Source organism: Collinsella sp. HCP28S3_E12 (genome assembly GCF_052065595.1).
GTDB lineage: Bacteria > Actinomycetota > Coriobacteriia > Coriobacteriales > Coriobacteriaceae > Collinsella.
Window position 1 is genome coordinate 1 of record NZ_JBQHTS010000006.1, and the last position, 26,226, is coordinate 26,226.

At 58.2% G+C, this 26,226-nt stretch carries 9 protein-coding genes, 2 tRNA genes and 1 pseudogene; all 12 read right to left on the reverse strand.

Features of this window, described 5'->3' with window-relative positions:
• A partial coding sequence (gene istA / locus ACTNBY_RS03585) for an IS21 family transposase (protein WP_441063384.1) occupies positions 1-853 on the reverse strand: 853 nt, incomplete at its 3' end.
• A gap of 148 nt (positions 854-1,001) precedes the next feature.
• Positions 1,002-1,754 (reverse strand): annotated as a pseudogene (locus tag ACTNBY_RS03590) (IS256 family transposase); the annotation flags it as partial.
• 284 nt (positions 1,755-2,038) lie between these two features.
• Positions 2,039-16,018: a SpaA isopeptide-forming pilin-related protein gene (locus ACTNBY_RS03595; protein ID WP_441063386.1), complete on the reverse strand. Its 13,980-nt coding sequence runs from the start codon at positions 16,016-16,018 to the stop codon at positions 2,039-2,041.
• Between the two features lie 245 nt (positions 16,019-16,263).
• Entirely contained in the window at positions 16,264-17,913 is a 1,650-nt protein-coding gene (locus tag ACTNBY_RS03600; RefSeq protein ID WP_441063388.1) for a sensor domain-containing diguanylate cyclase, read from the reverse strand.
• Between the two features lie 206 nt (positions 17,914-18,119).
• Positions 18,120-18,731 (reverse strand): TetR/AcrR family transcriptional regulator, encoded by a 612-nt coding sequence (locus ACTNBY_RS03605; protein ID WP_441063390.1) that lies wholly within the window; start codon positions 18,729-18,731, stop codon positions 18,120-18,122.
• A gap of 136 nt (positions 18,732-18,867) precedes the next feature.
• A complete protein-coding gene (locus ACTNBY_RS03610) occupies positions 18,868-20,160 on the reverse strand; it encodes a lysylphosphatidylglycerol synthase transmembrane domain-containing protein (protein ID WP_441063391.1) in 1,293 nt (430 codons plus the stop codon).
• 151 nt (positions 20,161-20,311) lie between these two features.
• Positions 20,312-20,388, reverse strand: a tRNA-Glu gene (locus ACTNBY_RS03615).
• A gap of 22 nt (positions 20,389-20,410) precedes the next feature.
• Positions 20,411-20,487 (reverse strand) — tRNA-Glu (locus ACTNBY_RS03620).
• A gap of 227 nt (positions 20,488-20,714) precedes the next feature.
• Positions 20,715-22,109, reverse strand: coding sequence for a CCA tRNA nucleotidyltransferase (locus tag ACTNBY_RS03625; RefSeq protein WP_441063393.1), 1,395 nt, complete (start codon positions 22,107-22,109; stop codon positions 20,715-20,717).
• Between the two features lie 192 nt (positions 22,110-22,301).
• Positions 22,302-23,234 (reverse strand): 1-phosphofructokinase family hexose kinase, encoded by a 933-nt coding sequence (locus ACTNBY_RS03630; protein WP_441063395.1) that lies wholly within the window; start codon positions 23,232-23,234, stop codon positions 22,302-22,304.
• Positions 23,235-23,461: 227 nt separating this feature from the next.
• Complete coding sequence (locus tag ACTNBY_RS03635) at positions 23,462-24,394, reverse strand: 1-phosphofructokinase family hexose kinase (protein WP_349125764.1); 933 nt, start codon at positions 24,392-24,394, stop codon at positions 23,462-23,464.
• A gap of 74 nt (positions 24,395-24,468) precedes the next feature.
• Complete coding sequence (ptsP, locus tag ACTNBY_RS03640) at positions 24,469-26,172, reverse strand: phosphoenolpyruvate--protein phosphotransferase (protein WP_441063396.1); 1,704 nt, start codon at positions 26,170-26,172, stop codon at positions 24,469-24,471.
• Positions 26,173-26,226: the final 54 nt, after the last annotated feature.

Consider the following 26,226-nt stretch of genomic DNA (forward strand, 5'->3'; position numbering starts at 1 on the left):
CGTCGGGCGGCAGGCCGGTGGTGCGGTTCGGCTCCGAGTTGGCCTGGGCCTCGACCCGGGCCACCGCCTCGGCGAGGCCGCTCCACCCGGTGAACTCGCCGCCGTAGGCGAGCAGGCGGTTCAGGAAGCGGTTGGCCGACTCGTCCTTGCCCTTGGTCTGCGGCGAGCGCGGCGCGCAGAGCCTGAGCTCGAAGCCGGCCTCCCGCGCGAACCGCCACGCCCTCTCCTGCCTGGTCCTCCTGCGGCCCGAGACGGTCACCAGGCACGACATGTTGTCCGTGATGCACTCCTCCGGGACGCCGCCGAGGCGGGTGAAGGTGGCGAGCAGGCAGGACAGCAGGTCGTCGAGCGTGCGGCTCCTGACCGGTATGAAGCGGTGCTTCCGGGAGTAGCCGAGCGTCGCGGTGAACACGCTGAACTCGAAGACCTCGCCCTCCGAGTCGACGAGCCTCATGCCCTCCTTCCAGTCGAACTGCAGCTGCCTGCCCGGGGGCGTCTCGAACCGCGGGTGCGGCTCGCGGCCGCCCGCGCCCCCGAAGGGCACGTCGCGGGCCCGGCACCAGGCGGTGAAGGCGCCGTACCCGGGCAGCCCCTCCCCGCGGCTCTCGCGCAGGAACGCGTAGACGGCCATCTTGGTCATCCCGGGCAGCTGGGCCTTCGAGCGGATCACCTCCTCGAGCGGGTCGAAGGCGCTGCCCCTCGCGGACCTGCCGTCGGCGGCGGACTCGCCCTCCCGCCAGTACTTGGCGACCGTGTGCCGGTCCATGCCGTGCCTCCTCGCGATCTCGCTGAAGTTCGGCTTCGCGCCGGACCCCCTGTAGACGTTCAGCTCTCCCATTACGTTTCGCTCCATATCCCGCTCCTCCCGGGTCGGATACCCGATCGGAGCATAGTTCCGTTAGCGCAGTTGGTGAAAGTACGTTAGCGGGGTCGGCGAAAGCGCGTTAGCGCATTCGGCGAGATGCGTTTGCGAAAGTGGTCAATTTTAGATTAGCGCTAACAGCCTCGCGCATGCAGTCGCGCATGAGGTGGACCGCGCAGCGCTGCCACGCGGCGCCCTGGAAGACCTCGCCGAGCGCCCGGACGAGCCCCGGGTGGGCGTCCGAGACGACGAGCCGCACGCCCGCCGCCCCGCGCGAGCGGATAGCCCGCAGGAAGGCGAGCCACGAGTCGTAGGACTCGGTGTCGACCACGTCGACGCCAAGGACGCGCCCCCGGCCGCCCGCATCGCAGCCGATGGCGGTGACCACGGCGGTGGAGGCGACGCGCCCCCCGCGGCGGCACTTGACGCAGGTCGCGTCGAGCCAGACGCAGGGCACCGGCGAGCCGTCGAGCGGCCTTCCGCACAGATCCTCGATGTCTGCGTCCAGGCTCGAGGCGATTGCGCTCACCTGGTCCTTCGAGAGCCTGGAGACGCCCATCTTCTCGGCCACCCTCTGCACCTCGCGGGTGCTCGTGCCCGTGGCGTACATCTCGGCGACGGCGGCAACGAGGGCGCGGTCGACGCGCCGGTGGCGCTCGAGCACGTCCTCCGGGAAGAAGCTGCCGGAGCGCAGCTTGGGGATGCGCAGCGTCAGCGTGCCGACGCAGGTGGCGAGCGACCTCTCGCGGTAGCCGTTTCGGCTGTTCGCCCCGCCACCGCAGAGCTGGTCGGCCTCGGCGTCCATCACGGCGTTCACGACCTGCTCGGCGAGTCTGCGAAGCAGCTCCTGCATATCGATGGCGCCGTCGTCGAAACGGGGCATAGCGAGCATGTCCGGCGTCGGGTCTGATAAGATTTCCATAGCGGTCTTCGTCCTTTCCTAGAACCTGTTGTTGTGGTGATTTCAGATTCTAGGACGAAGGCCGTTCTTCGTTAAACGAGCGCTAGGGTGTCACCCTTACACCAACATTTTCGACGCGATCGGCGGCACCATCATGGGCGAGAGCGATACGAGCGGCGAAGAGCAGCTGCTAACGCGGGATAACGCTTCAGACAAGAAAGGCGGGGCATACGGTGATGAACCGTATGCCCCGCCTTGGCGTAATTAATTACCGCCTAGCTGCGTCGACGCGTGCGACGCAAGCCAATGGCAAGCGCCATGAGACCAAGCGTTGCAAGCGCGTCAGAGACAGCAAACAGACTGTCGCCCGTGCCGGGCATGCCGTCCTTGGAACGCGAGACCGTATGGGCCTTATCGGTCACAGCAAGCTCAAGCGAGCCCGTGCCACTCATGGACCAGACGGCGGGGTTGCTCTCACCCACAGCGGACCAAGATCCGTCTGCGGCAACCGAGAAGGAGAACGACGCGCTCGAGGCGGTGCCGTCGCCGATCATGTAACCGGCAGGCGCCGCAGTCTCCGTCACGGTATAGGTCTCCCCGGCCACGAGCTGGGCCGAGCCAAGCGAGGCGATGCCATCGTCGCCGCTGGTAAGTTCAACGACAGATGAGCCGTCGGCAAACCGGCCTTCAACAGTAAAGACCGCACCGGGCAGCGCATCGCCGGACCCATTACGCTTGAGGAGCTTTAGGGCAAAAGCCGTATTGGTCACTGTGCCGCAATCAAGCGGAAGCTGAGCAGATGCGGCCACGTTATCGGCTGTGACGGTCACCTCGTCCGAAGCGGAGGTCGCTTGGTCGAGGTAATAGCCAGCCGCGGGGGCGACTTCGACAAAGCGATAGGTGCCCCACGCGAGACCCGTCGCCACGATGGAGCCATCCGTATCGGTTGCGCGGCCATCGCCCACATCGACCCAGTCCGAACCGCTCTTGAGCTGCAGCTTAAACGTTGCGCCGGCAATGGGCTGTCCGCCCTCGTCGACTTTGCGCATCGACACGCTACCCAGCAGCGGCTCGTTGGTAACGACGGGAGCCGAGCTGTCTGCCGTGGCGAGCACGTTGCCGACCCCATTGGCAGCATCGAGCACATCGAACGAGCTCACGAGCGAGCCGCCCGGCGCAACCGGTGCATAGCCGGTTGCGGAAACCGTCTCGATCAGCCGATAGCCGCCCTTCTTGAGGCCCGTCACCTTAAGGCAGCCGTCCGCATTTGAGGAATGCGCCGCCACTTGCGTGCCCATCGCGTCGAGCACATATGAACAGCCGGTCTTAAGCCCGGAGATCGTCACGGAGTCAGCCTTGCCAAGCGGCGTGTAGACGAGCTCGAAGCCCGCACCGTTGACCGGAGATCCGGTCGCGGCATCGCGTTTCTCAATGGCGAGCCCCGCGTTGAACTCGCCGTTCTCGACCTTGACGGCCTTCGTCTCTCCCCTATCGCTGCCACCCAGCGTGAACGCGGTCACCGCGCCGGCCGCGCCGGGCTTCTTGGTGAGCGCGGACTCGCCCGTCTCCACCAGGTAGTAGTCGCCCGCGGGCAGGCCGTCGGACTGCCTGACAAAGTAGCCGGCGAGCGAGCCGAAGGCGCCATCGCGGTTGAGCCACTCGACGGAGCCGTCCGCACTCCACTTGCCATCGGCATCAGTCACGATCGCGGCGATCTTCACGCCGCCGCCGTCAACGGAGGAGGCATCGTAGGTGCCGCGGTAGAGGTCGAACGTCATGCCCGCGACCGGCAGCTCGGAAGAACCGTGCCTGTAGAGCTTCTGCAGCGAGAACGCAGAGCGGTAGAGCGGATCGGTCACCGTGATCTTGGCGGCGGAGGCGTCGAGCTCGACGCCCTCGTGCGCGCCCCCGAGCGTCACGACGCCCTCGGCATCGATCTTGACCGTGAAGTCCGCCACGGCGACATGGCCCGCGGGCACCACGGACTCGTGGACCCGGTACGTGCCGGCGGGAAGGCCCACGAGCCAGCCCGCGTCAGCGCCGGAGCCGGACTCGCCATAGCCAGACGCAACGGTCGTGGAGACCACGCCCTCATCGGAGCGCGCCCACGTGGCCACCACATCGGAGCCGCTCGAGAGCTCGAAGGCAACGCCGTTGAGGGCGGAGCCCGCAACGGCGCCCGTGCCCGAGCCGCCCTCCACCTTATCGAACGTCAGGCGGTTGCGCACGTTGTTGGCAGTGATCGCACGACCGTCAGCCACGTCCCAGCCCTCGGGGGCCCGCGAGAGCGCCGCGCCGCGCTTATCGACCACAACAAGGCGCTCGCCACGGTCGTCGAAGCGAACGTAGAGCGGCGCGTCCAGGCGCCCGTAGCCAGCCGGTGCGGCAGTCTCCTCGACACGGTAGACCTCGCCGTTGATGAGGCCGCGCAGCTCGACGGCGCCGCCCACGGGGCTGACGGTCTTTGAGCCGTCGGCGCTATCGGAGAAGCGCCCGGTGACGGTAAAGGTCGCACCGGCCACGAAATCGCCCGTCGCGGCGTCCGCCTTGGAGAGAGAGACGCTGTTGGCCCGATCCTTCATGGCGAGCGATAGCCTGCCCGTGCCGGAGAGCGACCAGATGCCGTGCTTGTAATCGCCAACGGCGGTAAAGGAACCGTCGGAGCCCACCCTGAAGGAGACGGAGGCGCTCGCAGCGGATCCGTCGCCGATCTTGTAGCCCTCGGGCGCCGCAGTCTCCGTCACGGTATAGGTCTCCCCCGCCACGAGCAGGCCATCGGGCAGCGAAGCCGTGCCGTCGGCGGCGGTCAAGAGATCGTGCGCGGCCGAGCCGTCGGAGAACTCGCCCGTCACCGTAAAGCGCGCGCCCGAGAGGTGCTCGCCGTCGTCGTTTAACTTGACGAGCCCGAAGCCGAGCCTCTTGTTGGTCACCGTGCCGCAATCGAGGGGCGAAACGATGGAGCCCGCCACGTTATCGGCCCCAACGGTAACGCTCTTGGTGGTGACGCTGCCGCTCATGTAGAAGCCTGCGGCAGGCGCGACCTCGGCAAAGCGATAGGTGCCCCACGCGAGACCCGTCACGGTGATGCGCCCGTCAGCGTCGGTCGTATAGAGGCCGTCTGCCACATCGTTCCAGTCGCCGTCAGCCAAACGCTGCAGTTTAAATTGAGCGCCCGCGATCGCGTTGCCGTCAGTGTCCACCTTATGCATCGTCACGCTGCCCAGCAGCGGCATGTTGGTGACATCGGGGTCGGGGACAACATTTGCAAGCCCGGCCGAGCCCTCGCCCACGACAAACTCTCGCACCACCGTGCCATCGGCCCCAAGGGAGCCATAGCCAATCGCAGGCGCGGTCTCGACAAGCTGATAATGGCCCTTCTTGAGGCCCGTCACCCTGAGCGCGCCCGGCGTGGCGGGAACGGGGGCCAGGCAGCCCGTGCCCGCGGCGTTAAGCGCGTACGAATAGCCGGACTTGAGCCCGCCGATAGCCACAGCATCAGTGGAGCCTAGGGGCGTGTAGCGCAGCTCGAACACGGCGCCGTTAACGGGAGCCCGCGTGAGAGCGTCCTGCTTATGGATCTCGAGCTGAGCGTTGAACTCGCCGTTCGTAACCTTGACGGCCTTCACCGCGCCCCTGTCGTTGTCGCCGAGCGTGAACTCGGTCACCGCGCCGGCCCCATCGGGCTTCTTGGTGAGCGCGGACTCGCCCGTCTCGACCAGGTAGTACTCGCCCGCGGGCAGGCCGTCGGACTGCCTGACAAAGTAGCCGGCGAGTACGCCAAAAGCGTTCTCGCGGTTCATCCACGGAACGGAGCCATCGGCAGACCACTTGCCGTTGGCGTCCGTCCTAATGTCGGCGATCTTGATGCCGCCGCCGTTGGCAGCGGAGGAATAGTACGCACCGCGATAAAGCTCAAAGCTCATACCCGCAACCGGAAGCTCGGAGGAACCGTGCCTGTAGACCTTCTCCAGCGAGAAGGCGGAGCGGTAGAGCGGGTCGGCCACCGCGACGGTCACACCGTGATCGTCAAGCGAGACGCCCTCGGGAGCGTCCACCAAAGAGACCTTGCCCTCGTCATCGATCTTGACCTTAAAGTCGCTAACGGCAAGGTGCCCAGCAGGCACACGGGACTCGCGCACCGTATAGACACCGGCGGGCAAGCCAAAGATTACACCAGCATCGGCATCGCTGCCGCCCTCGCCATAACCGCTCTTAACGGAAACGCTCACGTTTCCGTTCTCATCACGAGACCAGCTTGCAACAACGCTAGAACCCTTCAACAGCTCAAGCGTAACGCCGTTAAGCGAATTCGAGGCACCGGTACCGTTACCCGCGGCGTCAACCTTGTTAAAGCTCAAACGCGTCTTGCTGTCGAGCGCGGCAATCGCCTCGTTTTCGGCGATTTCCCAGCCGCTCGGAACACTCTCGAGCGCGTTGCCTTGGGCGTCCACCACGGAAAGCTTGCTACCGGCAGCATCAAACTTGACGTACAGGCTGGAGCTCAGGCGCCCGTAGCCAGCCGGTGCGACAGACTCTTCGATACGGTAGATCTCGCCGCCAATGAGGCCACTCAGCGTAACCGCACCGCTGGTGGGCTGCACCGCCTTGGCATCCTCACCCGTATCGGAGAACTTACCATACACGGTAAACGTCGCACCCGAAACAAACACGCGCGAGCTCGCGTCAGCCTTGGAGAGCGAGACGACATTGGCCGTGTCCTTCATGGTGAGCTCAAGCGTGCCCGTGCCCGCCGCAGACCACACGGTGTCGGTATAGGTGCCGTCAGCCGCAAAGGTGCCGTCAGCCTTGACGGTAAAGCGGTAGGACGCGCTTGCGGCGGAGCCGTCGCCGATCTTGTAGCCCGCAGGGGCCTCGGTCTCGGTCACGGTATAGGTATTACCCACGATCAGTTGCGCAGACCCCAGCGAGGCCAGGCCGTTCGCATCGGTCACGAGCTCCTTGGAAGTCGTGCGATCGGCAAACTCGCCCCTAACGACAAAGCGCGCGCCCGGCAAATCGTCATGGGAATAGTTAACCTTGCGAATCTTAAGCCCGAGCGCATGATTGGTAACGGTTCCGCAGCTCAAAGGCGTAGTAACGGAGCCCTCAACATTGCTTGCAGAGATGGTGATCTCATTGGTTGCAACAGTGCCAGAACCCACGTAGTAACCGTCCGCGGGGACAACCTCCACAAAGCGGTAGGTACCCCAAGCGAGATCGGATACCGTAATGGCACCATTGCTATCGGTCACAAGAGCATCACCGTCAACATCGATCCAATTATCACCGTCACGGCGCTGCAGCTTGAACTTTGCACCCGGAACGGCGGTGCCGTTGTCGTCGACCTTGTTCATCGACACGCTACCCAGATACGGTTCGTTGGTAACAACCGGGGCCGCTCCGCCGTTGGGTGCCAGGACGTTGGACGAGCCGTTTTGGTCGTCCGCCACGTCAAACGTAGCCACGACGGCCTCACCGTCGCCACGCGCCTTATAGCCTGTAGCCGGCGCGACCTCGACAAGCTGGTAGCTGCCCTTCTTGAGTCCGGAGACTTTAAGGTCGCCATCGGAGGCATAGGACGTCTTGCTCGAATCGAGCGCCGTACCCGTGCCATCAAGAGCATAAGATTGGCCGCTCTTGAGTCCCGTGATCTCAACGGGAGAGGTCGTATTCATCGGCGTATAGACCAGCTTAAACGTTGCCCCGCTAATGGCCGCATTGGTCTTGGAATCGCGCTTGGCAATGGCGAACCCCGCGTTGAACTCAACGTTCTTGATATCGACCGGAATAGTCTTACCGCTGTCGTCCGCGTTAAGCGTGAACGCTTTCACCGCGCCGGCCGCGCCGGGCTTCTTGGTGAGCGCGGACTCGCCCGTCTCCACCAGGTAGTACTCGCCCGCGGGCAGGCCGTCGGACTGCTTGACAAAGTATCCGGCGAGCACGCCAAAGGCGTCATCGTGGTTCATCCACGGAACGGAGCCATCGGCAGACCACTTGCCGTCGGCGTCCGTCACGATCGCGGCGATCTTCACACCGCCGCCGTCAACGGAGGAGGCATCGTAGGTGCCGCGGTAGAGGTCGAACGTCATGCCCGCGACCGGCAGCTCGGAATCTCCGTGCCTGTAGACCTTCTCCAGCGAGAAGGCGGAGCGGTAGAGCGGATCGGCCACCGTGATCTTGGCGGCGGAAGCGTCGAGCTCGACGCCCTTGTGCGTCACGACGCCATCGACGCCGATCTTGACCGTGAAGTCCGCCACGGCGACATGGCCCGCGGGCACCACAGCCTCGTGAACCTTGTACTCCCCTGCCGGCAAACCCACGATCCAGCCAGCGTTTTCGCCGGCGCCAGCCTTGCCGTAATCGTCCTCCACAGTAACGGAGACAGCGCCATTCTCATCGCGCGACCACGTAGCGACCTTCTTGCCAGTGCTATCCGAGACCTCCAACTTCACGCCGTTGAGCGCATCGCCGGTCGCGGCGCCGGTTCCCGAGCCGCCCTCGACCTTGTCAAACGTCAAGCGCGTCGCAGCATTGGTAAGGTTGCCCTTATCATTCTGAGCGTTATACCAACCGGCAACGGACCCGTCGACCTCTTTCACGCTGTAGGAATACACCTTGCCGTTCTGGTCGGTCTGGGGCAATCCCGTAAACTCGTAGGTCCAGCTGCCACCTTCATTCTTGCTCCACTTAGGCGCCGCATCACGCAGGGCGCCAGTGGCATCGGCAACCTTGACTAGCTCCTCACTGCCATCCTCAACCTTTCGATACAAATTGAGCTTAATACCGCAGGTAGAAGGATCAAGCGTCGAAGCAAGCCCCGAGCCCCAGTCATTCCAAGTCTTAGTACCGGTAACTGTGGTCGTCAGCAGCGTGTTCACATAGCGCTGAACCCCTTCTTCTGAGGCCGGCACCAGCTCAAGACGCATCGAGCGGTCTTTGCTGCTAGCGAGAACATTCTCCGAAACAGTCGTGGCCTTATAGCTGCCCTTAACCAGCTCCACTGCGCGGTATTGGCACTCAACGGCCTGACCGTTCACACCAACGCCCTTCGCAGGCAACTCATTAAACGAAACATCTTTATCTGCGACACTGACATTTCGGGTAAGCAGGTTATCGTTAAGAATAAAACCGTTAGTTTGATTCTTAACGAATGGATTGTCGACAACGGACCCGTACTTGGTAAACCACTTCCACGTATGCCCGCCATCAGAAGAGCGCTGCAGGACAAACGTCGTAGCCCAGGAGTCATTTGGAGAAGACGTGCCCGGACGAGTTACCCAAGCGTTGCCACTGTCATTCCAGGTCTTTTGCACCGTAACAGAAGTGGTTCCCACTGTACACACATTCGTGATATTTGACTTCCAGTTTGAGCTACCTGGCTCATGGGTTTCAGACTGAGAGGGAAGGTAGACACTCGCCGCGGAATTCTTAATTGAATAATTCCCGTCCCTATCGCACTCGAGGTAGACCTTGACGGTATTGGAGCTGCCTGCCTTCTTGTCATAGATAAGCAGGCTCTCAACCACGCGGTACTCAACCTTAACCCCACCGCTCGATGTCTTGACTTCCAAGGGAAGATTCGTCCAAGTAGTGTTTGAGTCATACGTGGTGGAATCTGTAGCGTCCGCGGTGAGCTTATCGACCGTATATCGATTGCTGCCCGGAAGCTTATAGGCGATCAGGCCCGTATTGTCATAATTGGTATCTTTCTCGAGATCGACCTCGACAATCCCACACGAGACAAAGAACGAGCCGGCCTCTTGCCATTCATCGCTGGAGCCAAGCTTGCGAGCCTGAAGCGTGTAGTACTGAGCAGGACGCTGTGCCCAAGCGTCATCAACCTGATTCCAGCTCTTTTTAAACCCAACTTGGCCCATCAACTCATTCTGGATCAACGGGAACTGAACGCCCTCGGAATTAGGACGATCGGTCGAAAGGCACGATCCGCCTTTATTCTTGGCATTGATTTTGTATTGGTATGGCATGTCAGCAGGCGATTCCGAGACCTCATACTTCCAAGCGGTACCGTCGGGCGCCCACTTCTCAAGGTTTTTGATGGTATAGGTCCAGATGTCTCCAGAGGATTTATCCCATTCGATGTAGTTAGCTCTAGAAGGATCGCTGCTTTGCAGCGTGACGCCGCCAGGGTTCTCTTCATCGGGGCCACCGCTCTGGTACCAGCGCTTAAGCGTCAGCTTGATAGATTCTGGACGCGTGCCAAAGATATTATTGCTGTCGACCCACTTCTTCTGGCCTTTTAGGTCAACCGAATCAACCACGTAGGCATTCTTAAACGTCTCGCTCACTGCGGAGGGGTTCTCAGCAAGCTCAACGGTGGGGCCCATGGAGAGGGAACCGGTCACGTCCGTTGGAAGCGACACGCCGTTGGCGGTCGTCCACTCATCCGAAGACTTAAAACTAGAAGCATCGGCGGCAAGCTCGCCCATGCCGCTCGTGGCGGTGTAGCCGTTGGGCACAACCTCAACGGCAACATATTGCCACTTGGCACCTGAGGGCGCGTAGATGTCGAGGTTGTCAAACGTGACAGCACCGGACTCAGTGGCATGATTGACGTCCTTGCCCTTGAGCGTCTGCTCAGCCACAAAGGTCAGAGCGCTCTTGGAGCCATCATCTTTGACGTAGTAGCGGTACAGCCTAAACGTCGAGTCGGGGTACTTGGTGTCAACGTCGGCACGCCCCGTAAAGACCTTGTACAGCGTGAGCTTGCTCTGCTTAGACTTATAGGTATTCCTGATCGAGAAGTCCGTATATCTAATATCGTAGACCTTGTCAAAGGCCTTCTCGAGTTCGCTTTCGGGCTTGAGGTCCCAGCCAGGCTTACCAACAATGCCATCGATGACCTCGCGCACACGGTACTCAATGCGACGTCCCTCGGCATCGTAGGCAGCGAGCTTATTATCGCTCGGCAGAGCGTTGCTATTGGAATTGTCCCCGTACTGGCCGATGCTGAACGTCCAGTTGTTGCCGTCTTTCTCAAGGCTGTCCGTCCAGGCCACAGCAGTCTTGCCGTCAAGGATCTCCTGACCAGAGTCGGTCTTACCCGTATTAGAGCTGGCCACGGTATAGCCCTTTGCCTGCGTATCATCCACATTCAGTGCAAGGCCAGACCAAGGCAAAACAGCGTCATCGGTCCAGTTGCCGTTAGCCCCGTACGAACCCGCAAGCAAGCGGCGCTGCACGTAGATAGAAATCGCCGGCAGGTCGTCTTTGGAGTAACCGACAGGGACGTTCTCCCACAGCTTCTCACCCGAGACCGTTACCGAGCCGTGGATATGGAAATTGAACGTCGAGTCCTCACGGTAAACGAGCTGCTGGTCGTTGTCTGCAAGGAGGCAATCGGCAAACGATCCAACCTCGTCATCTGCCTTATCCCACGAGCCGGGGTCCTTTGTATATGGATCCTGCGAAACCGTATCGTCATCATAGTAGTCGAGCGCGCCCTTGGTGTCATCCAGGACATTCATATCCACACGCGCGTAATAGACGTACTGTCCGCCGTTGCCGTCGTACTTGGGAAGGTTCTTGAACGTGGCGTATTGGGTAAAGTCACCCTTGGTGTCGTTGCGCAGGCGATCGGCTGGGTCGGACGACACCCACTCAAAGTGGCCGTCGTACTCGGAAGGAGAAACCGACGAGAGCGTGATTACGGGATTTCCTTTGCCATCTATAATGATATTGCCGTTATCGTCATATGTATAAGCCGCACGATACAGCACCAGCTTAACGTCAGGGCGCTGGTTGAGGACGTCCTTGACGTAGTGGTCAAACCACTTGGTATGGAACGTCACGTCCTTGGTGCCCGTACGCTTGTTAGTAAACGAATAGTTGAGCTGGTCTTCCTGGTGCCAGGGCGAACCGAAGTCTGTGCTCGAAAGTCCGCCGACGGATCGATAGTCACCGGCATTGACGATATTCTCCTCGACCTTCCAATCAACGATGGCGCCGGAAAGATCGTACTTAGGAAGTCCCACGACGGAGAAGAAGGATGAGGCCTTGTTCACATCGACCGTAAAGGTAATGGACTTTGAATCCTCTGAAACAATCACATCGATGTTTTCGGAGGCGTCAGCAGACCCAGTTAGCGAGCTAAAGTTGCCCTCCGAATCTTTTTTCTTTAGAGGCTGGTCGATTTTACCGGCAACCCTAACGAACAGCTTCCGACTGTTGTCACAGACAAACGTAAACTCGGAGCTCGATGCGGGCGCAGAGATTGTTATCTGAGCTTTGGGGCGCTTGTTCTCAGCAGATCCAGCGTCAGCCCAGGTCTTATCGATAGAGATATCCACCGAACCAACGCGGCGATTCGTGACCTCGAGAGAATTTTTATCGAGATTTTCCCCATACGAAACCTCATACGAAAAGCCCTGCGAAAGGTTCTTGGAGATCATGCGAGTAGAGGTATCCGTCTCAGGCCAATTTCTAAGCAGCGAATCATAGGCCGCAATCTCCTCGGCAGAGCCGTCTGTAGCCCTGTGAACAGCAGTATCGCGATCGATGACCTCATATTTTAGGTCGTCTGGTGTATCGCTGCTATTAAGCGTAGACAGCTCTCTGATAGAGACGTCATCCTTGGAAAGCCCGCCAACTGGGACATTTAATTCGTCGTACCAAGAATTCTCTTCGTTAAGAGTGACCTTATTAATCAGTTGACCCTCTTCATAGGCCAACTGTCCATCCCTTTGAGAATTGATATCGTGCTTCGCATACAGGCCAATCTCAACAGGCACACGGGAGGCAGCGTTGCCGCTATCAAGCCATTTCTTGGAGACCGCAAATTTCGAACTGGAGGCATTGCCTTCAATCACGGGCCGGTTATAAAACTTAGTATAGATATTACGAGACTCTGGGTCGATACCGCGAACCGTATGGTCTAGGTTAAAGCCATCCACCGATTCCTCAAGAAAGAGGTAGTCGTACTTAGACCCGTTGTCGTCATATTTGGGTAGACAGATAAACTCAACATGCCAAGGACTCGTCTCCCGCCAGCCAAGCTTCCAGGAAGAGCCAGGAATCGTCTGAAGATTGGACGTGGGATCAACGCGACCGTCCAGCTCAATCGTTGCAAGCAGCGAATCGTTACGGATAACCTTGACCGTTACCTTTGGAGCAACGCCATTAACACATTGATTGGCATCCTGTGTCCAAATAGGATTGCCATCGGCATCAAGGGCCTGCCAATACTTATCAACGATCGCATCAACTGTATGCACGTAGCTGTTGACAAAGCATTTCTCTTTAGCATCATATTCGCCATTAAAGGAAAGGAAATTCTGGTTGCCGTTAGCATCAGTAAACGTGCCAAAAAACTCAAACGGGCCGTCCGGTGTGGTAGGCAAGGCAGAGAACCGGTCAGGATCCTGCGTGTCCAGCACCTCAACCTCTTGCCAGCGGTAAACGTACTCGTTGCCCAGCTCGTCATATCGGGGCAGACCGCTCTTCGAGAAGAACTGCTCAGAATTCTCGGCGCTCCAGCCGTTAAGCGTGACGCGACCGTCAGCGACGTCGTTCCATGTATAGGTGCCGATAAGCGAGCCATCAGCTCCATACATGGGATCTTCCTTAGAGAACCACTGTCCGTTGTTGTATGTAGCATGCTCTTTAAGGATGCGCTGGAGCTGAAAGCTCACCTCGACGGTACCGAGTTGATCTTGATAGGCGCCGATATCCCAGCGCTTCTTGGCGCTAACGGTTTCGGTCTCAGCACGACGATTGGTGAGCGTACCGCCGTTGTAGACGCCAAAGTTGTCGGAATCGGAGCGCATCCATCCATCAAGCAAATACTCGGTGTATGCATCGCTTGCACTGAAATAGTTGGGACCGAGATCGCCCGTCGTGTTGCCCTCGTTGTCGACCTTGCCGAACACATGCTCATAACCCGCGAGCGTCGACTCGCGGAGCTGGTAGATATAGGGGTAGCCCTCGGGATCGTACTTGGCAAACTGCGTGAAGCCATCGGTGCCGTACTTATCGAGCAGCATCTTCCCAAGGTCCATCTTAGCGTTGTTGATGGAACCGTCTTCACTGTTGTAGCTCGCGCCCAGCTTATTATTCTGCTCGGCCGTGACCTCGAGCTTTACGAACTCGCCTTTGCGATCACCCGTCATCACGACCACCTGCGCCGCGCTCCGCGCATCGTTGCCGGGCCTTGCGGAATAGCGCCACAGGGTATAGGTGGCCGCAGGGCGCGAAATCTCGTTGCCATTGGAATCGGTCGAACCGGGCACGTAGTCGTCGAGCCAGACCTTGGTAGCCTCAAACCGCGTGGTGCCCGTATGGCGCACCGTCATAGTACCGCCGCTGTAGCACGCGGAGATATCGCTCGCATAGTCGGGAACAACCTTGTTGTCGTAGGAGACCTCGTAGGCATCGCGATAGCCGGAGGTGCCGGAGTTATCTATTGTCTGCTGGATCAGGCGGTACTTCATCGACACGCCGGATGGATGGTAGGCCGGCATGCGACCGCTTATAACATAGTTGTTGGAAGCATTGTCATTCCAGGTAACACTAAAGAGCTGGTGTTCGATGAGCTGCAGAAGACCGTCCCCGTTGATATTGCTTACATCCTTGTCGTCAGACGCACCCATATGCCGCGCAGCCGTAAGGGTCAGGTACTTACCCCATCTCGAATACCAGCCATTATCGCCGGAAAGGTTGTGATCCACCATATCGTTGCCGATGTGGACATCGACGTTGAAGCTAACGCTTTTGAGCATCATCAGACATTCTTTGGCATAGGGCTCCACATAGTCCGTACGGTCACTCAGCATGGAGGATTCGGGCACGATGTAGTCGCCAGACTCAGAGCTCTGCGAAGGGTCAGCGTTGCAGTTAGGATAGAGTGTCGAGCCAGTTTTGACTTCCACGGCCCCATCGCCCGCCGTCACGTGGGAAATTGCATACGTGATGGGCTGTTCTTGCGCCGTGCCGTCGTCCGTTCGCGTCACGACCTTGGCGGGAAGCTTGCCAGCGAGTACCACGGACGCCTCGTATTCGGAGACCGTGGACGCTGCAACGCTTACCAAGTGGCCATCGGTCTTGGCGGCATCGAGGATCTCCTGGGTAAATCCGAGCTGCGTGGCCGCCTCATCGGACAGGTTATCTCCGTCCTTGGTGAGCGCCACATAGGTCTTACCGCCATCAAGAGAATAGAATACACGGTATTCGTTTCGATTCTGGAGAGCCTGCGCGGACGGGCGGTTGACGTTGTTGTTATCGGCCCAAAACGTGGTGAACGTGATCTTGCTGCCGTAAGAACCCACAGGGGTCACCGCAGAAACCGGATCCTGGGAGGTGCCCGCCACATTGACGGCAACCGTTGAGGAAGCATCGGCCCTATCAATCCCAAGAAGCCCCTCAACATGGGAGCGCGCGGGAATAGTGAGCTCGCAAGTGCGCACGCCCTCGGTCTGCGTCTGCTGTATCGCCCAGTCAAGCGTTGACTCCTCGTCTTTGAGGAGCGCGGAATCGAGCAGTACATCGGCATCGACGGCAAAGGACTCTTTAGCCTCAAAGGAAAGGTCGGCATCGGTCTGCTCGTCATGCGGAGTAGCGAAGGCCACAGTAAGCTTAGAGGCAGTGAGCTGTGCATACCCAAGGCGGATGCGCGTGGTATTGCCCTCAGCATCCAAGCGGTAGAGGGCAATGCGCTTGATGCCATCATTGTCCTGGAGCTTGGCCGAATCGAGGTCGAATGTGAGCCCGGCGGGAAGATCGACGGTAAAGGTGTCGCCTTCAAGCAGCGCCGTGTTGAGAACACACTTGATGTTGAGCGAGGCAGGCAGCTGCACAGGAATTTCCTCGATGGGGCCTGCTTCAGCAAGCTCTCTCAAGCGCTTGTCAAAGGCAAGGCCCTCGGAGGATACCGTGAGCGCGCTGGCATCGTGCGACCAGTCGCGCGGGACCACGTCAACGGCGTCCTGGTTGCCAGAAGTGTCCTCGTTGGAGGCGGTGGTGTTGTTGGAAGTGCTTGAGTCAGACTTGTCATCGTTCGAAGCACTCGCGCTAGCCTCACCCGAACTATCGCTCGACGAGACGCCCGATGCGGCATCCGAGCCGGTCTTGTCATCCGACTCCCCCGCCGCATCGGTCTCGGCAAACGGCTGGACAATGTCCTGCCACGACTGGGCGTCCTCAAGCGTAAGGGCAACCGCGCTGGCAACGCCGTTACCCAAAAGGGCCTCGACGCACATGATAAAGGTGAGGGCAAAAGCCACAGCACGCTTAAACTGCCTCATCCCAACCTACTTTCGGTAATAGTGTCCTAGAACTCATATTTTACCGAAACAACAACCGGAGAAAAATAGGATTAAAGAAAGGCGGAGCACTACTTGCCCAGGCGAAATGCTCGTCTGGGCATTTTCAGATTGATTAAATGCAACATCCATCTGCTTGAAAGCGACATCACGAACCGTGCTGCCCTGTGCGGTCAAAGTCGTGAACTACCGTGCAGTTTTACGTTTATATGCGCAGCTTTTCCCTCTCACAAGCTGTGCCTTCTCCGATCATTCCCTGCCGAGATGTAGTATTGCTTCTTGTTTTCATACATTTGCGCATCTGCGGCTTTCAGAAGCGACTCAAAATCCGTGTCCTTTGTGCCGCTTATCGTCGTACCGAGGGACGCGGTAGCCCCCAGTTGGCTTTTTGCCGTTTCCAGTAGTTTCTGAAACGCCGGATGTGTGATGTTTGGCAGAACCGCAATGAACTCATCTCCGCCAAGCCGATACACATGACGCTTTCCGAACACAGATTTCAGCGTCTGTGCGGTCTGCACAATGGCTTTATCACCGGCGTCATGTCCCTTTTGGTCATTTATTTCCTTTAGGCCATTTAGGTCGCACATGACAACCGCCAGGGGAAAGTACTTCTCCAGCTTTTCTGTGTACGCCCAATCCAGTGCTTTTCTGTTTTTACAATCTGTGAGCTGGTCATATAACGCACTGTGCTCCAGTGCATTCGCATTATCGCGCAGTCTTATCATAAAAGAGACCATAAACTCGATCATATCCATCTCATTCGAGATCTCATGCAGTTTCTCTTTGGGAGGATTGTCCACACCGTAGAATCCGACCATCTTGCCGTTGATTTTGATTGGCCCTGTCACAAGGGTATTGACACCCTGAGGTTTCAGCCGTTCATAGATGGCTTCGTTTGTTTTTTTGCATTCTTCAATGTCAAGGATGATGGCATTGTTAGATTCTTGATATTGTGCAAACCATGTTTCAATGATGCCTTCATACGGCACATCCTGCAGGTTATCTTTTTCTTTGGGTACGCCCGCTTTGCACCACTCGTAGGTGTTGTCAAACGTTCCGCGGTCATTCTGTTCAAAGATGTACGCTCGATCGGCGGTCACACGCTGTCCGATATACTCCACCAGTTGATTCAGTACTTTGTCCGGAGTTGCTTCTGAAGCGGCATACCGAACCATGTCCGTGAGGAATCTCTCGTAATTCAGGAGTCGTTCCTGCGATTCGCGCTTGCTGACTTCCAACGCTTCCATTTCCTTATGGTACAGAATTATCTGGAGCTTGCTTCGCATCATCGTGGCAGTCAGAAACATGCTCAGCACCCCGTACAAAATAACATTCACGAGGTTTTTGGATAGAATTGGGTTGTGCTGCGCAAAGAAAGCAAGTCCGATATAGAGCAGCATGCTGCTCAGGATTAGCCCGTTCATGACCGCCGCTCTAGCGGTAAACAGCAGCGGCGCTACCATCATGAACACAATGTAGTTGACCGTGAGCTCCTCCGGCGTAATCAGCGTTCCCGTAATAATGCCAAACAGCAGCAGCGCGGCAAAAAAGCTGTATACAACCAGCTCTTTCCCCAAGAAGCTTCTAAGTTGACAACGAGAAATGCAAAAATAGAGCAAAGAAAGGAACGTATAGGCCAGGTACACCCATTTATATTTTCCGATACTCAGGGAAACCGCACTCAGCAGCGTTATGACTCCAAAGGCAACAAGCGCCACAACAGAATACAGCCGCATGGCTTTCCAGTTTTCTTCCCATGCATTCTGTTTTACTTTCTCATAATCACAACGACTAAACATAAACAAGGAAACGATATTATTCATACGTATTTTTTCATTCTCTGTTTTATTGCTACTTTGCCCGTCCATAACAAACATCTGAATATCCATCAGAATCAGGCCATAGTCACCAGGTTCAAAACAACCTAAATTAGGTTTTATCACTCTCCCGCAATAATTCAAGAAAACCGATACCGATCTTTCGGGTATCGCCGGGCGTATTTACTCAGATTCATCCCAATCAATCGAGCATCACACTACGGATAGACGACCTAAACGGCAAGGGAGCCCCAGGGGATGCCGCACTAAGACAAACGGGTCTCTAGGCTCGACAGGCCGTTCAGGGTCAGGTCGTTGGCGACCGCCGAGACGCGCTCGATGGGAACCGATCCGTCGGACAATGCCCACGTGCGATAGATACCGATAATACCGGACAGCAGAAACGCCAGGTAGTAATCGAACATCTCGTCCTTGAGACCTTGGGGCAGCAGACCGCGCTCGGCAATCTCATGTTCGAGCGGCGCACGAAGACGAGCCATAAAGTCGTCGAGCGGAATGTTTTCAATCAGCTGGCGATTGAGCACCAAATTGTTGCACAGCGCCTCGTTAACGGTTTTGAAGAAGGTCGCCGCCGCTCCGAGTGCTCGCTCGTTGGTGTTACCGCCCATAGAGGAAAGCGTCTTCTCGACTGAGTCGACAATCATCTCGACCACATCCACGGCAATGGCATCGAGCAAGCCGTCCACCGTGCCAAAGTGCACGTAGAAGGTCTTACGGTCGACATTTGCCTCGCGCGCGATGGCGCTCACTGTAATATCGTCGAGGGGCTTTTCCATCAGCAGTCGCTCGAATGCCGAAAGAATCGCATTGCGACTGCGAACGATGCGGCGGTCAAGGCGCGGTTTAGTGGTGGCCATAGACGTGTCCCCTTCATGTCAACTGCCCACCTATAGCTCCTGTACAAGTGGGAGATAATCAACGTAAGAGGATTATCCTACATCTAGCATCGCAATGACGAGCATCATTAAGAACGCACGACTCACCAACTGGGCTCTAGGGCCGCTTCTTTTTATTGAGCGCCGAAGGGGAAACGCGGATACCGTCGCCTGTCTGACGAACATAGGTCTTCCGTGCCGGTTTAGAGGCCACAGCAGTCTTTTGAGCATGCTGATTGGGGTCCACGGTAACCTGAGAGGTTGGATGTGCCTTAACGGACGCAGAAGGCTTCTGAGGAGTGCGCCCGAGTTTGCACATCATACGGTCCCAGCGCGCATGGATACTCTCGTTATGAGCGCTCTTAAGGCCCAAAAGAGGGGCGGCCAAAATGGTCGGCGCGATAAAGGTAATCAGACGCCAAAGCAGATAGCCGGCAGTCGCTGCCGTGCCAAAAAAGTGACCCAGGAACAGCGCGAAGCCGCCCTCGGCACCACCGGTGCCGCCAGGCAGCGGGACGGCGGAACTCAACAGCTGTACAAAAGCACTCGCCGCCATGACCGAGAAAAAGTCAACGTCGTACTGACCAAAGGCAAGCATCAAAAAATACGGAACCAGGTAGAAAAACGCCAGCTGCAACATGGTGATGACGACCGTGAGCAGCATGGACGAAAAATGGCCGGCAGAGAGTTTGAATTTCTCGGAGAACGAGTAGATCTCGCCATCGACAAAGGTGCGCCAGCCCTCGATCTTAGTAGCGGAAACGCCCATGCGCTCGAGCCAATTGATAATACAATGTGCGACGCGCGTGACGGTCTTGGGCATCAACGCCACGGCAAAGATGCCGAGAAGAATGCAGCAGTGGCCGCCAAAACTAAAGACGCAAAGCAGCGTCATGTCGCCATAGCGCTCGGCGAAAAACGGCATGCGGGCGAGCAGCAGAATGGCACCCCATGCCACCAAACCAAACTGGTACACGATAAAGCGGGTGAACTGCGTGGCACCCGCTTCGCCCACATTTTGGCCGGCTTTGGTCAGGCGATAAATCTGGGCAGGCGTGGAGCCCATCATCATGGGCGTCAGATTGCCAAAGAAGATGCCGCTCGCCTCGACCGAAATGAGGTCGCGGATGCCGACAGGCGAATTGGGATCGAGCCATACGGCAATCGCGTACGCCACGATGCCAAAAAACAAGTATAAGAACATGCAGAAGCACGCGGCAGCGAGCCACGGCGCCTGAACGCTAGCCATGGCGGCCCAGAACTGACCCATCTGACCGGTCACGACCAAATAGACAATATAGCCCACCAGCACAATGCCAATAAAGATGGCACCACGACGTGCGCTCTTGTTGTCATCGCCGCCCGAAACATCGACTTGAGGCTTTGGGGTATGCTGAGAGGACTCCGTCATGAGGCTCCTTCTGACCGTCAATGTATCTGGCCTATTGTACCCGTATGGGAGACAAGCAAAACGTAAAGCTATGGGGCAAATGGGATTAACAGACAAGCCCGCAGGTAATAAAAAACCCGACCTTCGAAAAGAAGGTCGGGTATCCAAAACTTGGTAGCCCGTACCAGATTCGAACTGGTGATCTCCGCCTTGAGAGGGCGGCGTCCTAAACCGCTAGACGAACGGGCCATAAGCCTCAGCAGAAAAGAAGTGGTAGCCCGTACCAGATTCGAACTGGTGATCTCCGCCTTGAGAGGGCGGCGTCCTAAACCGCTAGACGAACGGGCCACATGACATCTGCACTGCCGTGCTGCGAGGACATATATTACGGGACAAAAAACGCGAGCGCAAGAAGAAATTCCAAATTGGCCCAAATTTTGTCGTGAGGTTATGGAACACACAGGTCAACCTGGTAGCTCATTTGGGACGGGGCTTTTTTAGCTACCCCTGCCAGAATCACTATTGTTCGTCCTATTGACAGCGGGGGTAGCTAAAAAAGCCCCGTCCCAAATAAGCTACCCCAGGTTGAGGTGGGCCAGAAGGGCTTCGCGGGTATTGGGGACGTTGTCTTCGATCACGGCGTCGAGGGCGACGTTGAGAAGCTGTCCCAGCTCAGGCCCCGGTTTGACGCCGGCGCGAATCAGGTCCCCTCCGTTGATGCCAAGCATCTTAAGCGTATAGGGCTCCCCCGCTTCCAACAGTTCGTGGGCGAGCGAACGCATCTCCTCGATCGTCTCGACGTAATAGAAGCACGACGGTGCCTTACCCAGCGTATCGGCACGCTTAAGGTCCATAAGCTCGTCAATCAAACGCGGCGTGTCGACGCCCTCACCCGAAAGCGAGCGCATCATATTGAGCAAACAAGAGCGCTCGGGGCGCAACGGCTTATCGTGATACCTGATAAGCAGACACACGTCGCGAACCAAATCGTGCGAAAGCGCCAAGCGATCCATAATAGCGCGCGCTTTCTTGGCGCCAAGCTCAGGATGACCGTAAAAGTGGCCGCTGCCCGCATGATCGACCGTAAAGCAATCGGGCTTGGAGACATCGTGCAAAAACGCTGCCCACATTAAGCACGACGAAGGCGCCACGCCGTCACACAGTGCCAGCTCCCCCGCTACCGTCAAAACGCGAGCGATATGCTCGTAAACATTAAAGGCGTGGTAGACGCTGCGCTGGTCAAACCCACGAGCCGGCGCAAGCTCGGGCACGGCGGCGCAAACAAGCTCGGGATAGCGTAGCATCGCGTCTCCCCCATGTCCGGTCGATAGAATCCCCTCGAGCTCAATGCCCACGCGTTCGCGTGCCACGGCATCGAGCAGCGGCGAGCACTCGGCAAGCGCCTGTTTGGTCTTAGGCTCGATCATAAAATCCAGACGGCAGGCAAAACGCACGGCGCGCAGCATGCGAAGCGCATCCTCGTTAAAGCGACGCTTGGGATCTCCAACGGCACGAATCAGCTTACGCTCCAAGTCGCCCTGGCCATCATAACGGTCGACAAGACCGCGCTGGGGATGCCAGGCCATGGCGTTAACGGTAAAGTCACGACGTGCCAGATCGTCCTCAAGCGACGCCGCACGCTCCACACTCTGGGGATGGCGACCATCGGTGTAAAAACCGTCCAGGCGATACGTCGTGACCTCAATACGCTCATCGTCACAAAGGGCGGTAATGCCGCCAAATTTTATGCCCGACTCAACTACCGCAATGTCGGCTGCCTCGAGCGCCGCCTTGGACTCTTGCCACAGGCCGCAACAGCACATGTCAACATCGTGGCTGGGACGTCCCATCAGGGCGTCACGCACCCAACCGCCTACGAACCAGGCCTCGAGACCGGCGTCCTCAAGCGCACGTAGCACACGCTGGGAGGCATCTGTGGGCTGCGTACCGTTGAGCGAAACATTACACATACCTATGGCCTCCTACGCTTGCAAGCGTTAAACGATGGTTCTCAAGCAGTCTAGCAAGAAACGAACGTGAGCGCACATGAAATCACATCGTCGATTCGCGCGAACGAGACAGCAGGTCCCATACGGCCAACAGATAAAAACACCCGCCTCGGAGATCCAAAGCGGGTGTTCGGCAACGATGTGTCTAAACGGTTAGCAGACCTGGCGAACGTCGATGAGCTTCTTATATTCGTCCACCTTGGCAAAATCGCCCAAACCAGGGCACTCGACCACGTTGGCACCGGTTGCCATCGAGAGGCGCAGGGCGTCCTCGACGCACTCGGGGGCATCGTGCCACACGGACAGGAAGGCGGCAAGCGAGGAATCGCCGGCGCAGACCGTCGAGAGCAGCTTGACCTCAAAGGTGCGTTTGGCAAACCAAATGTGCTCGCCGTTGGAGAAGTACGCGCCGTCGCCACCAAGGGTCAGCAGCACATTCTTAGCACCCTTGGCGTGCAGCTCAGCCATAGCGCCCTTAACGGACTCGTCGTCGCCACCGCTCACCTTAATGCCAAAGATGTCGAGCAGCTCGTCGTCGTTGGGCTTAATGAGCAACGGCTCCATGGCAATGAGATCGGCCAGCTGATGGCTCGAAATATCGAGCACGAACTCGGCACCCTTTGCCTTAACACGGCGAAGAACCTCGGCCAGGAAACCCTCGGAGGTGTTGGGGGGCAGCGAGCCGCTAATGACCAGGCAGGTCATGTCGTCGAGCGAGTCGATGAGCTCAAACATCTCCTGCTCGTTGGCAGCATTGATGGCAGCGCCTGCATTGACCATGTTGTACTCGGTATCGGGACCGGCGTTGAGGAAAACGTTGACGCGCGTGATGCCGTCAGTCCACACGGGCTTGACGGGCACACCCAGGGCCTCGGCGCCCTTGACGATATACTCGCCTGAGAAGCCGGCAAAAAAGCCCAGGATCGTGGTGTCGACACCGTAGTGATCGAGGGTGAACGAGACGTTGAGACCCTTGCCATTGGGCGTATAGACCGCGTTGCGCGTGCGGGTGACGGTGTTGGCGGAAAGTCCGTCGCAGGAAATGTTGTAATCAATGGCGGGATTTGCAGTGAGCGTGTAAATCATGAATGTTCCTTTCACAAAGCAACGTGATAATGAAAGTATATTCCACACCTTGTGAAAAGACCATAGCAACTCGGCGAACGGTGTAGAACGCGTGCAGGTCGCCAGAAAAGCAGCAAGGCGGGGCAAAAATATCAGGAATGGTTGCCCTGAAGTTCATTTGCAATTAACAAAAAAGCGCCCCAGCCTAAACCGGGGCGCCATATGGTCAAGAATATGTAGCGTTTCGCTTACTTGCGATCGAGCTTGCGGACAGCAACGCGCTTGCTATACTCATCGACGTGACCGAAGTCGCCGATGCCCACGGACTCGGCAACATTGGCGCCGGTGGCCATAGCGAGCTTCATGGCCTCCTCGACGTTATCGCGATCCCTGTACCACTTGTGCAGGAACGCAGCGAGCGTGCAGTCGCCGGCGCAGACGGAAGAGACCAGCTTGATGTTGAACTCACGCTTAGCGTACCAGATGTCCTCGCCGTTGGAGAAGTAAGCGTCGCCGCGGCTACCACGGGTGAGCAGCACGTTCTGGACGCCGGCATCGTGAGCCATCTTCATAGCAACGCGGACCTCGTCGTCGGTGTCGACCGGCACGCCAAAGATGGCCTTCATCTCGTGATGGTTCGGCTTGATGAGCAGCGGCTTCTTGTGAGCGAGCTCCTTGAGCTTGTCGGAAGACAGGTCAAGGACGACGTCGGCGCCACGAGCCTGAGCGTGCTCCATGACCTGAGCCAGGAAGTCGGGCGTAGCTTTGGGAGGCACGGAGCCGGAGACGATCAGGCACTCAAGATCGCCCGCGGTGTCCAGGATGTTGTAGAGCTCCTTCTGGTGCTCCGGCGTAATCGGGGCGCCGGGGTTAAGGATGCCGTACTCGTGCTGGCCATCGTTGACGTAGGTGTTGATACGCGTGATGCCGTCGGTCCAGACCGGGCGGCACAGGCAACCCAGGTTCATGACCTCCTCGACGATGAACTTGCCCGTGAAGCCGGCGAAGAAGCCGAGCGCGACGGTGTCGACGCCCATCTTCTTAAAGGCGAAGGACACGTCGAGGCCCTTGCCGTTAGCCGTGTAGCTGGCCGAGCCGGTGCGGACGTTCTCGTCGGGCTCGAGCGGAGAGCTCGAAACCGTCATGTCGACAGCCGGGTTAGCGGTTAGCGTGTAGAACATTTACAGTACCCCCTGTATATTTGAGGGCCGCGCGGCCAGCCCATTCCAACCACGCGGTTACCTCTGATACCAAATTAGCGAGCGGCAGCCTCAAGCAGCGCCTTGACCTCTTCGGCAGTGTTGCAGGCGAGCGCCTTCTCGGCGAGATCGTCGCACTCGGCCTTGGTCCACTGGCTGATGGTCTTGCGGGCGCGAAGGATAGACGGGGCGCTCATCGAGAACTCCTCGAGGCCCCAGCTGATCAGCAGCGGCTCAAGCAGCGGATCGGCAGCGGCCTCGCCGCACATACCGACCATGATGCCAGCCTTGACGCCGCTCTCGATGATGTTCTTGAGCGAGCGAAGCACGGCGGGATAGTACACCTGGTACAGGTTAGAAATGGTGTCGTTACCACGGTCGGCACACATGGTGTAGCCGATCAGGTCGTTGGTGCCGATCGAGAAGAAGTCGGCGACCTCGGCCAGGCGGTCAGCGATCAGCGATGCGGCAGGCGTCTCGACCATAATGCCGACCTCGATGTTCTCGTTGAACTTGCGGCCCTCTTCGGTCAGCTCGGCCTTGCACTCCTCGACGAGCTCCTTAACGGCCAAGACCTCCTCGACGCAAGTGACGAGCGGGATCATGATCTTGACATCACCGAAGGCGCTGGCGCGCAGCAGAGCGCGGAGCTGTACCTTGTACTGGTCGGGGTTTGCCAGGCAGTAACGCACGGCACGGAAGCCCATGAAGGGGTTCTCTTCCTTGACCATGTGCAGGTACGGGATCTCTTTGTCGCCACCCACGTCGAGCGTGCGGATGATGACCGGAGCGCCATTGAGCGCGCTGGCAACCTTGCGATAGGCGTTGAACTGCTCCTCCTCGGAAGGAAGCTCGGCGGAGTCCATGAACAGGAACTCGGAGCGGAACAGGCCAATGGCCTCGGCGTCGTGCTCGAGCGCGTTGGGCACGTCATCGGGGTTACCGATGTTGCAGGCAATGATCTTCTTGATGCCATCGGCAGTCATGGACGGCTTGCCACGGAAAGCCTCGAGGGCTGCCTTCTCGGCAGCGAAAGCCTCGGCCTTGGCGGTGTAGGCGGCAAGCGTCTCCTCGTCGGGATCGGCCTCGACGATACCCTTGCCACCGTCGACGACAACGGTCATGCCGTTGCGCAGCGCGGTGCAGCTGTTGGCAACCGAAAGGACAGCCGGAATCTCGAGGGCGCGGGCGATGATCGCGGAGTGCGACGTGCGGCCACCGGTCTCGGTGACGATACCGGCAACGTGGACCTTATCGATCGTGGCGGTCATGGACGGCGTAAGGTCGTGCACGACAACGACAGTGTTTTCGGGCAGGACGGAGAGATCGACGACCTCCTTGCCCAAAAGCTCGGCCAGAATACCGGTGCGGATGTCGGCGATGTCTGCCGCGCGCAGGCGGAACATCTCATCGTCCATGGACAGGAACATGTTCTCAAACATGGTCGAGGTGTCCATGAGCGCCTGCTCGGCGCAGGTGCCGCCGTCAATGGCGGCGTTGATGGCGTCGGTCATGCCCGGGTCCTGAGCCAGGACAATGTGTCCGCTCATGATCTCGGCCTCGGCCTCGCCCACCGTCTCCTTCATGTGGTCGGCCTGAGCCTGGGTCTTCTCGCAGAAGACCGAAAGAGCGGTCTGATAGCGCTCCTTCTCTGCTGCCGAATCAGCAACCTCGTGCGGCTCAAACGTCAAGTCGGGTTCGACGGCAACCATGACGGTGCCGATACCGATGCCCTCGGAAGCGTTGACTCCCTGATACATTCCTATTCCTCTCTCCGTGTCATGTGATAAAGCGTTTTGCCATATCCATGACAA

What these genes read in the sequence shown, in the direction of transcription:
- ACTNBY_RS03595 (WP_441063386.1), bottom strand. Translation starts at nt 16,018, where the DNA reads ATGAGGCAGTTTAAGCGTGCTGTGGCTTTTGCCCTCACCTTTATCATG.
- ACTNBY_RS03600 (WP_441063388.1), bottom strand. Translation starts at nt 17,913, where the DNA reads ATGTTTGTTATGGACGGGCAAAGTAGCAATAAAACAGAGAATGAAAAA.
- ACTNBY_RS03605 (WP_441063390.1), bottom strand. Translation starts at nt 18,731, where the DNA reads ATGGCCACCACTAAACCGCGCCTTGACCGCCGCATCGTTCGCAGTCGC.
- ACTNBY_RS03610 (WP_441063391.1), bottom strand. Translation starts at nt 20,160, where the DNA reads ATGACGGAGTCCTCTCAGCATACCCCAAAGCCTCAAGTCGATGTTTCG.
- ACTNBY_RS03625 (WP_441063393.1), bottom strand. Translation starts at nt 22,109, where the DNA reads ATGTGTAATGTTTCGCTCAACGGTACGCAGCCCACAGATGCCTCCCAG.
- ACTNBY_RS03630 (WP_441063395.1), bottom strand. Translation starts at nt 23,234, where the DNA reads ATGATTTACACGCTCACTGCAAATCCCGCCATTGATTACAACATTTCC.
- ACTNBY_RS03635 (WP_349125764.1), bottom strand. Translation starts at nt 24,394, where the DNA reads ATGTTCTACACGCTAACCGCTAACCCGGCTGTCGACATGACGGTTTCG.
- ptsP (WP_441063396.1), bottom strand. Translation starts at nt 26,172, where the DNA reads ATGTATCAGGGAGTCAACGCTTCCGAGGGCATCGGTATCGGCACCGTC.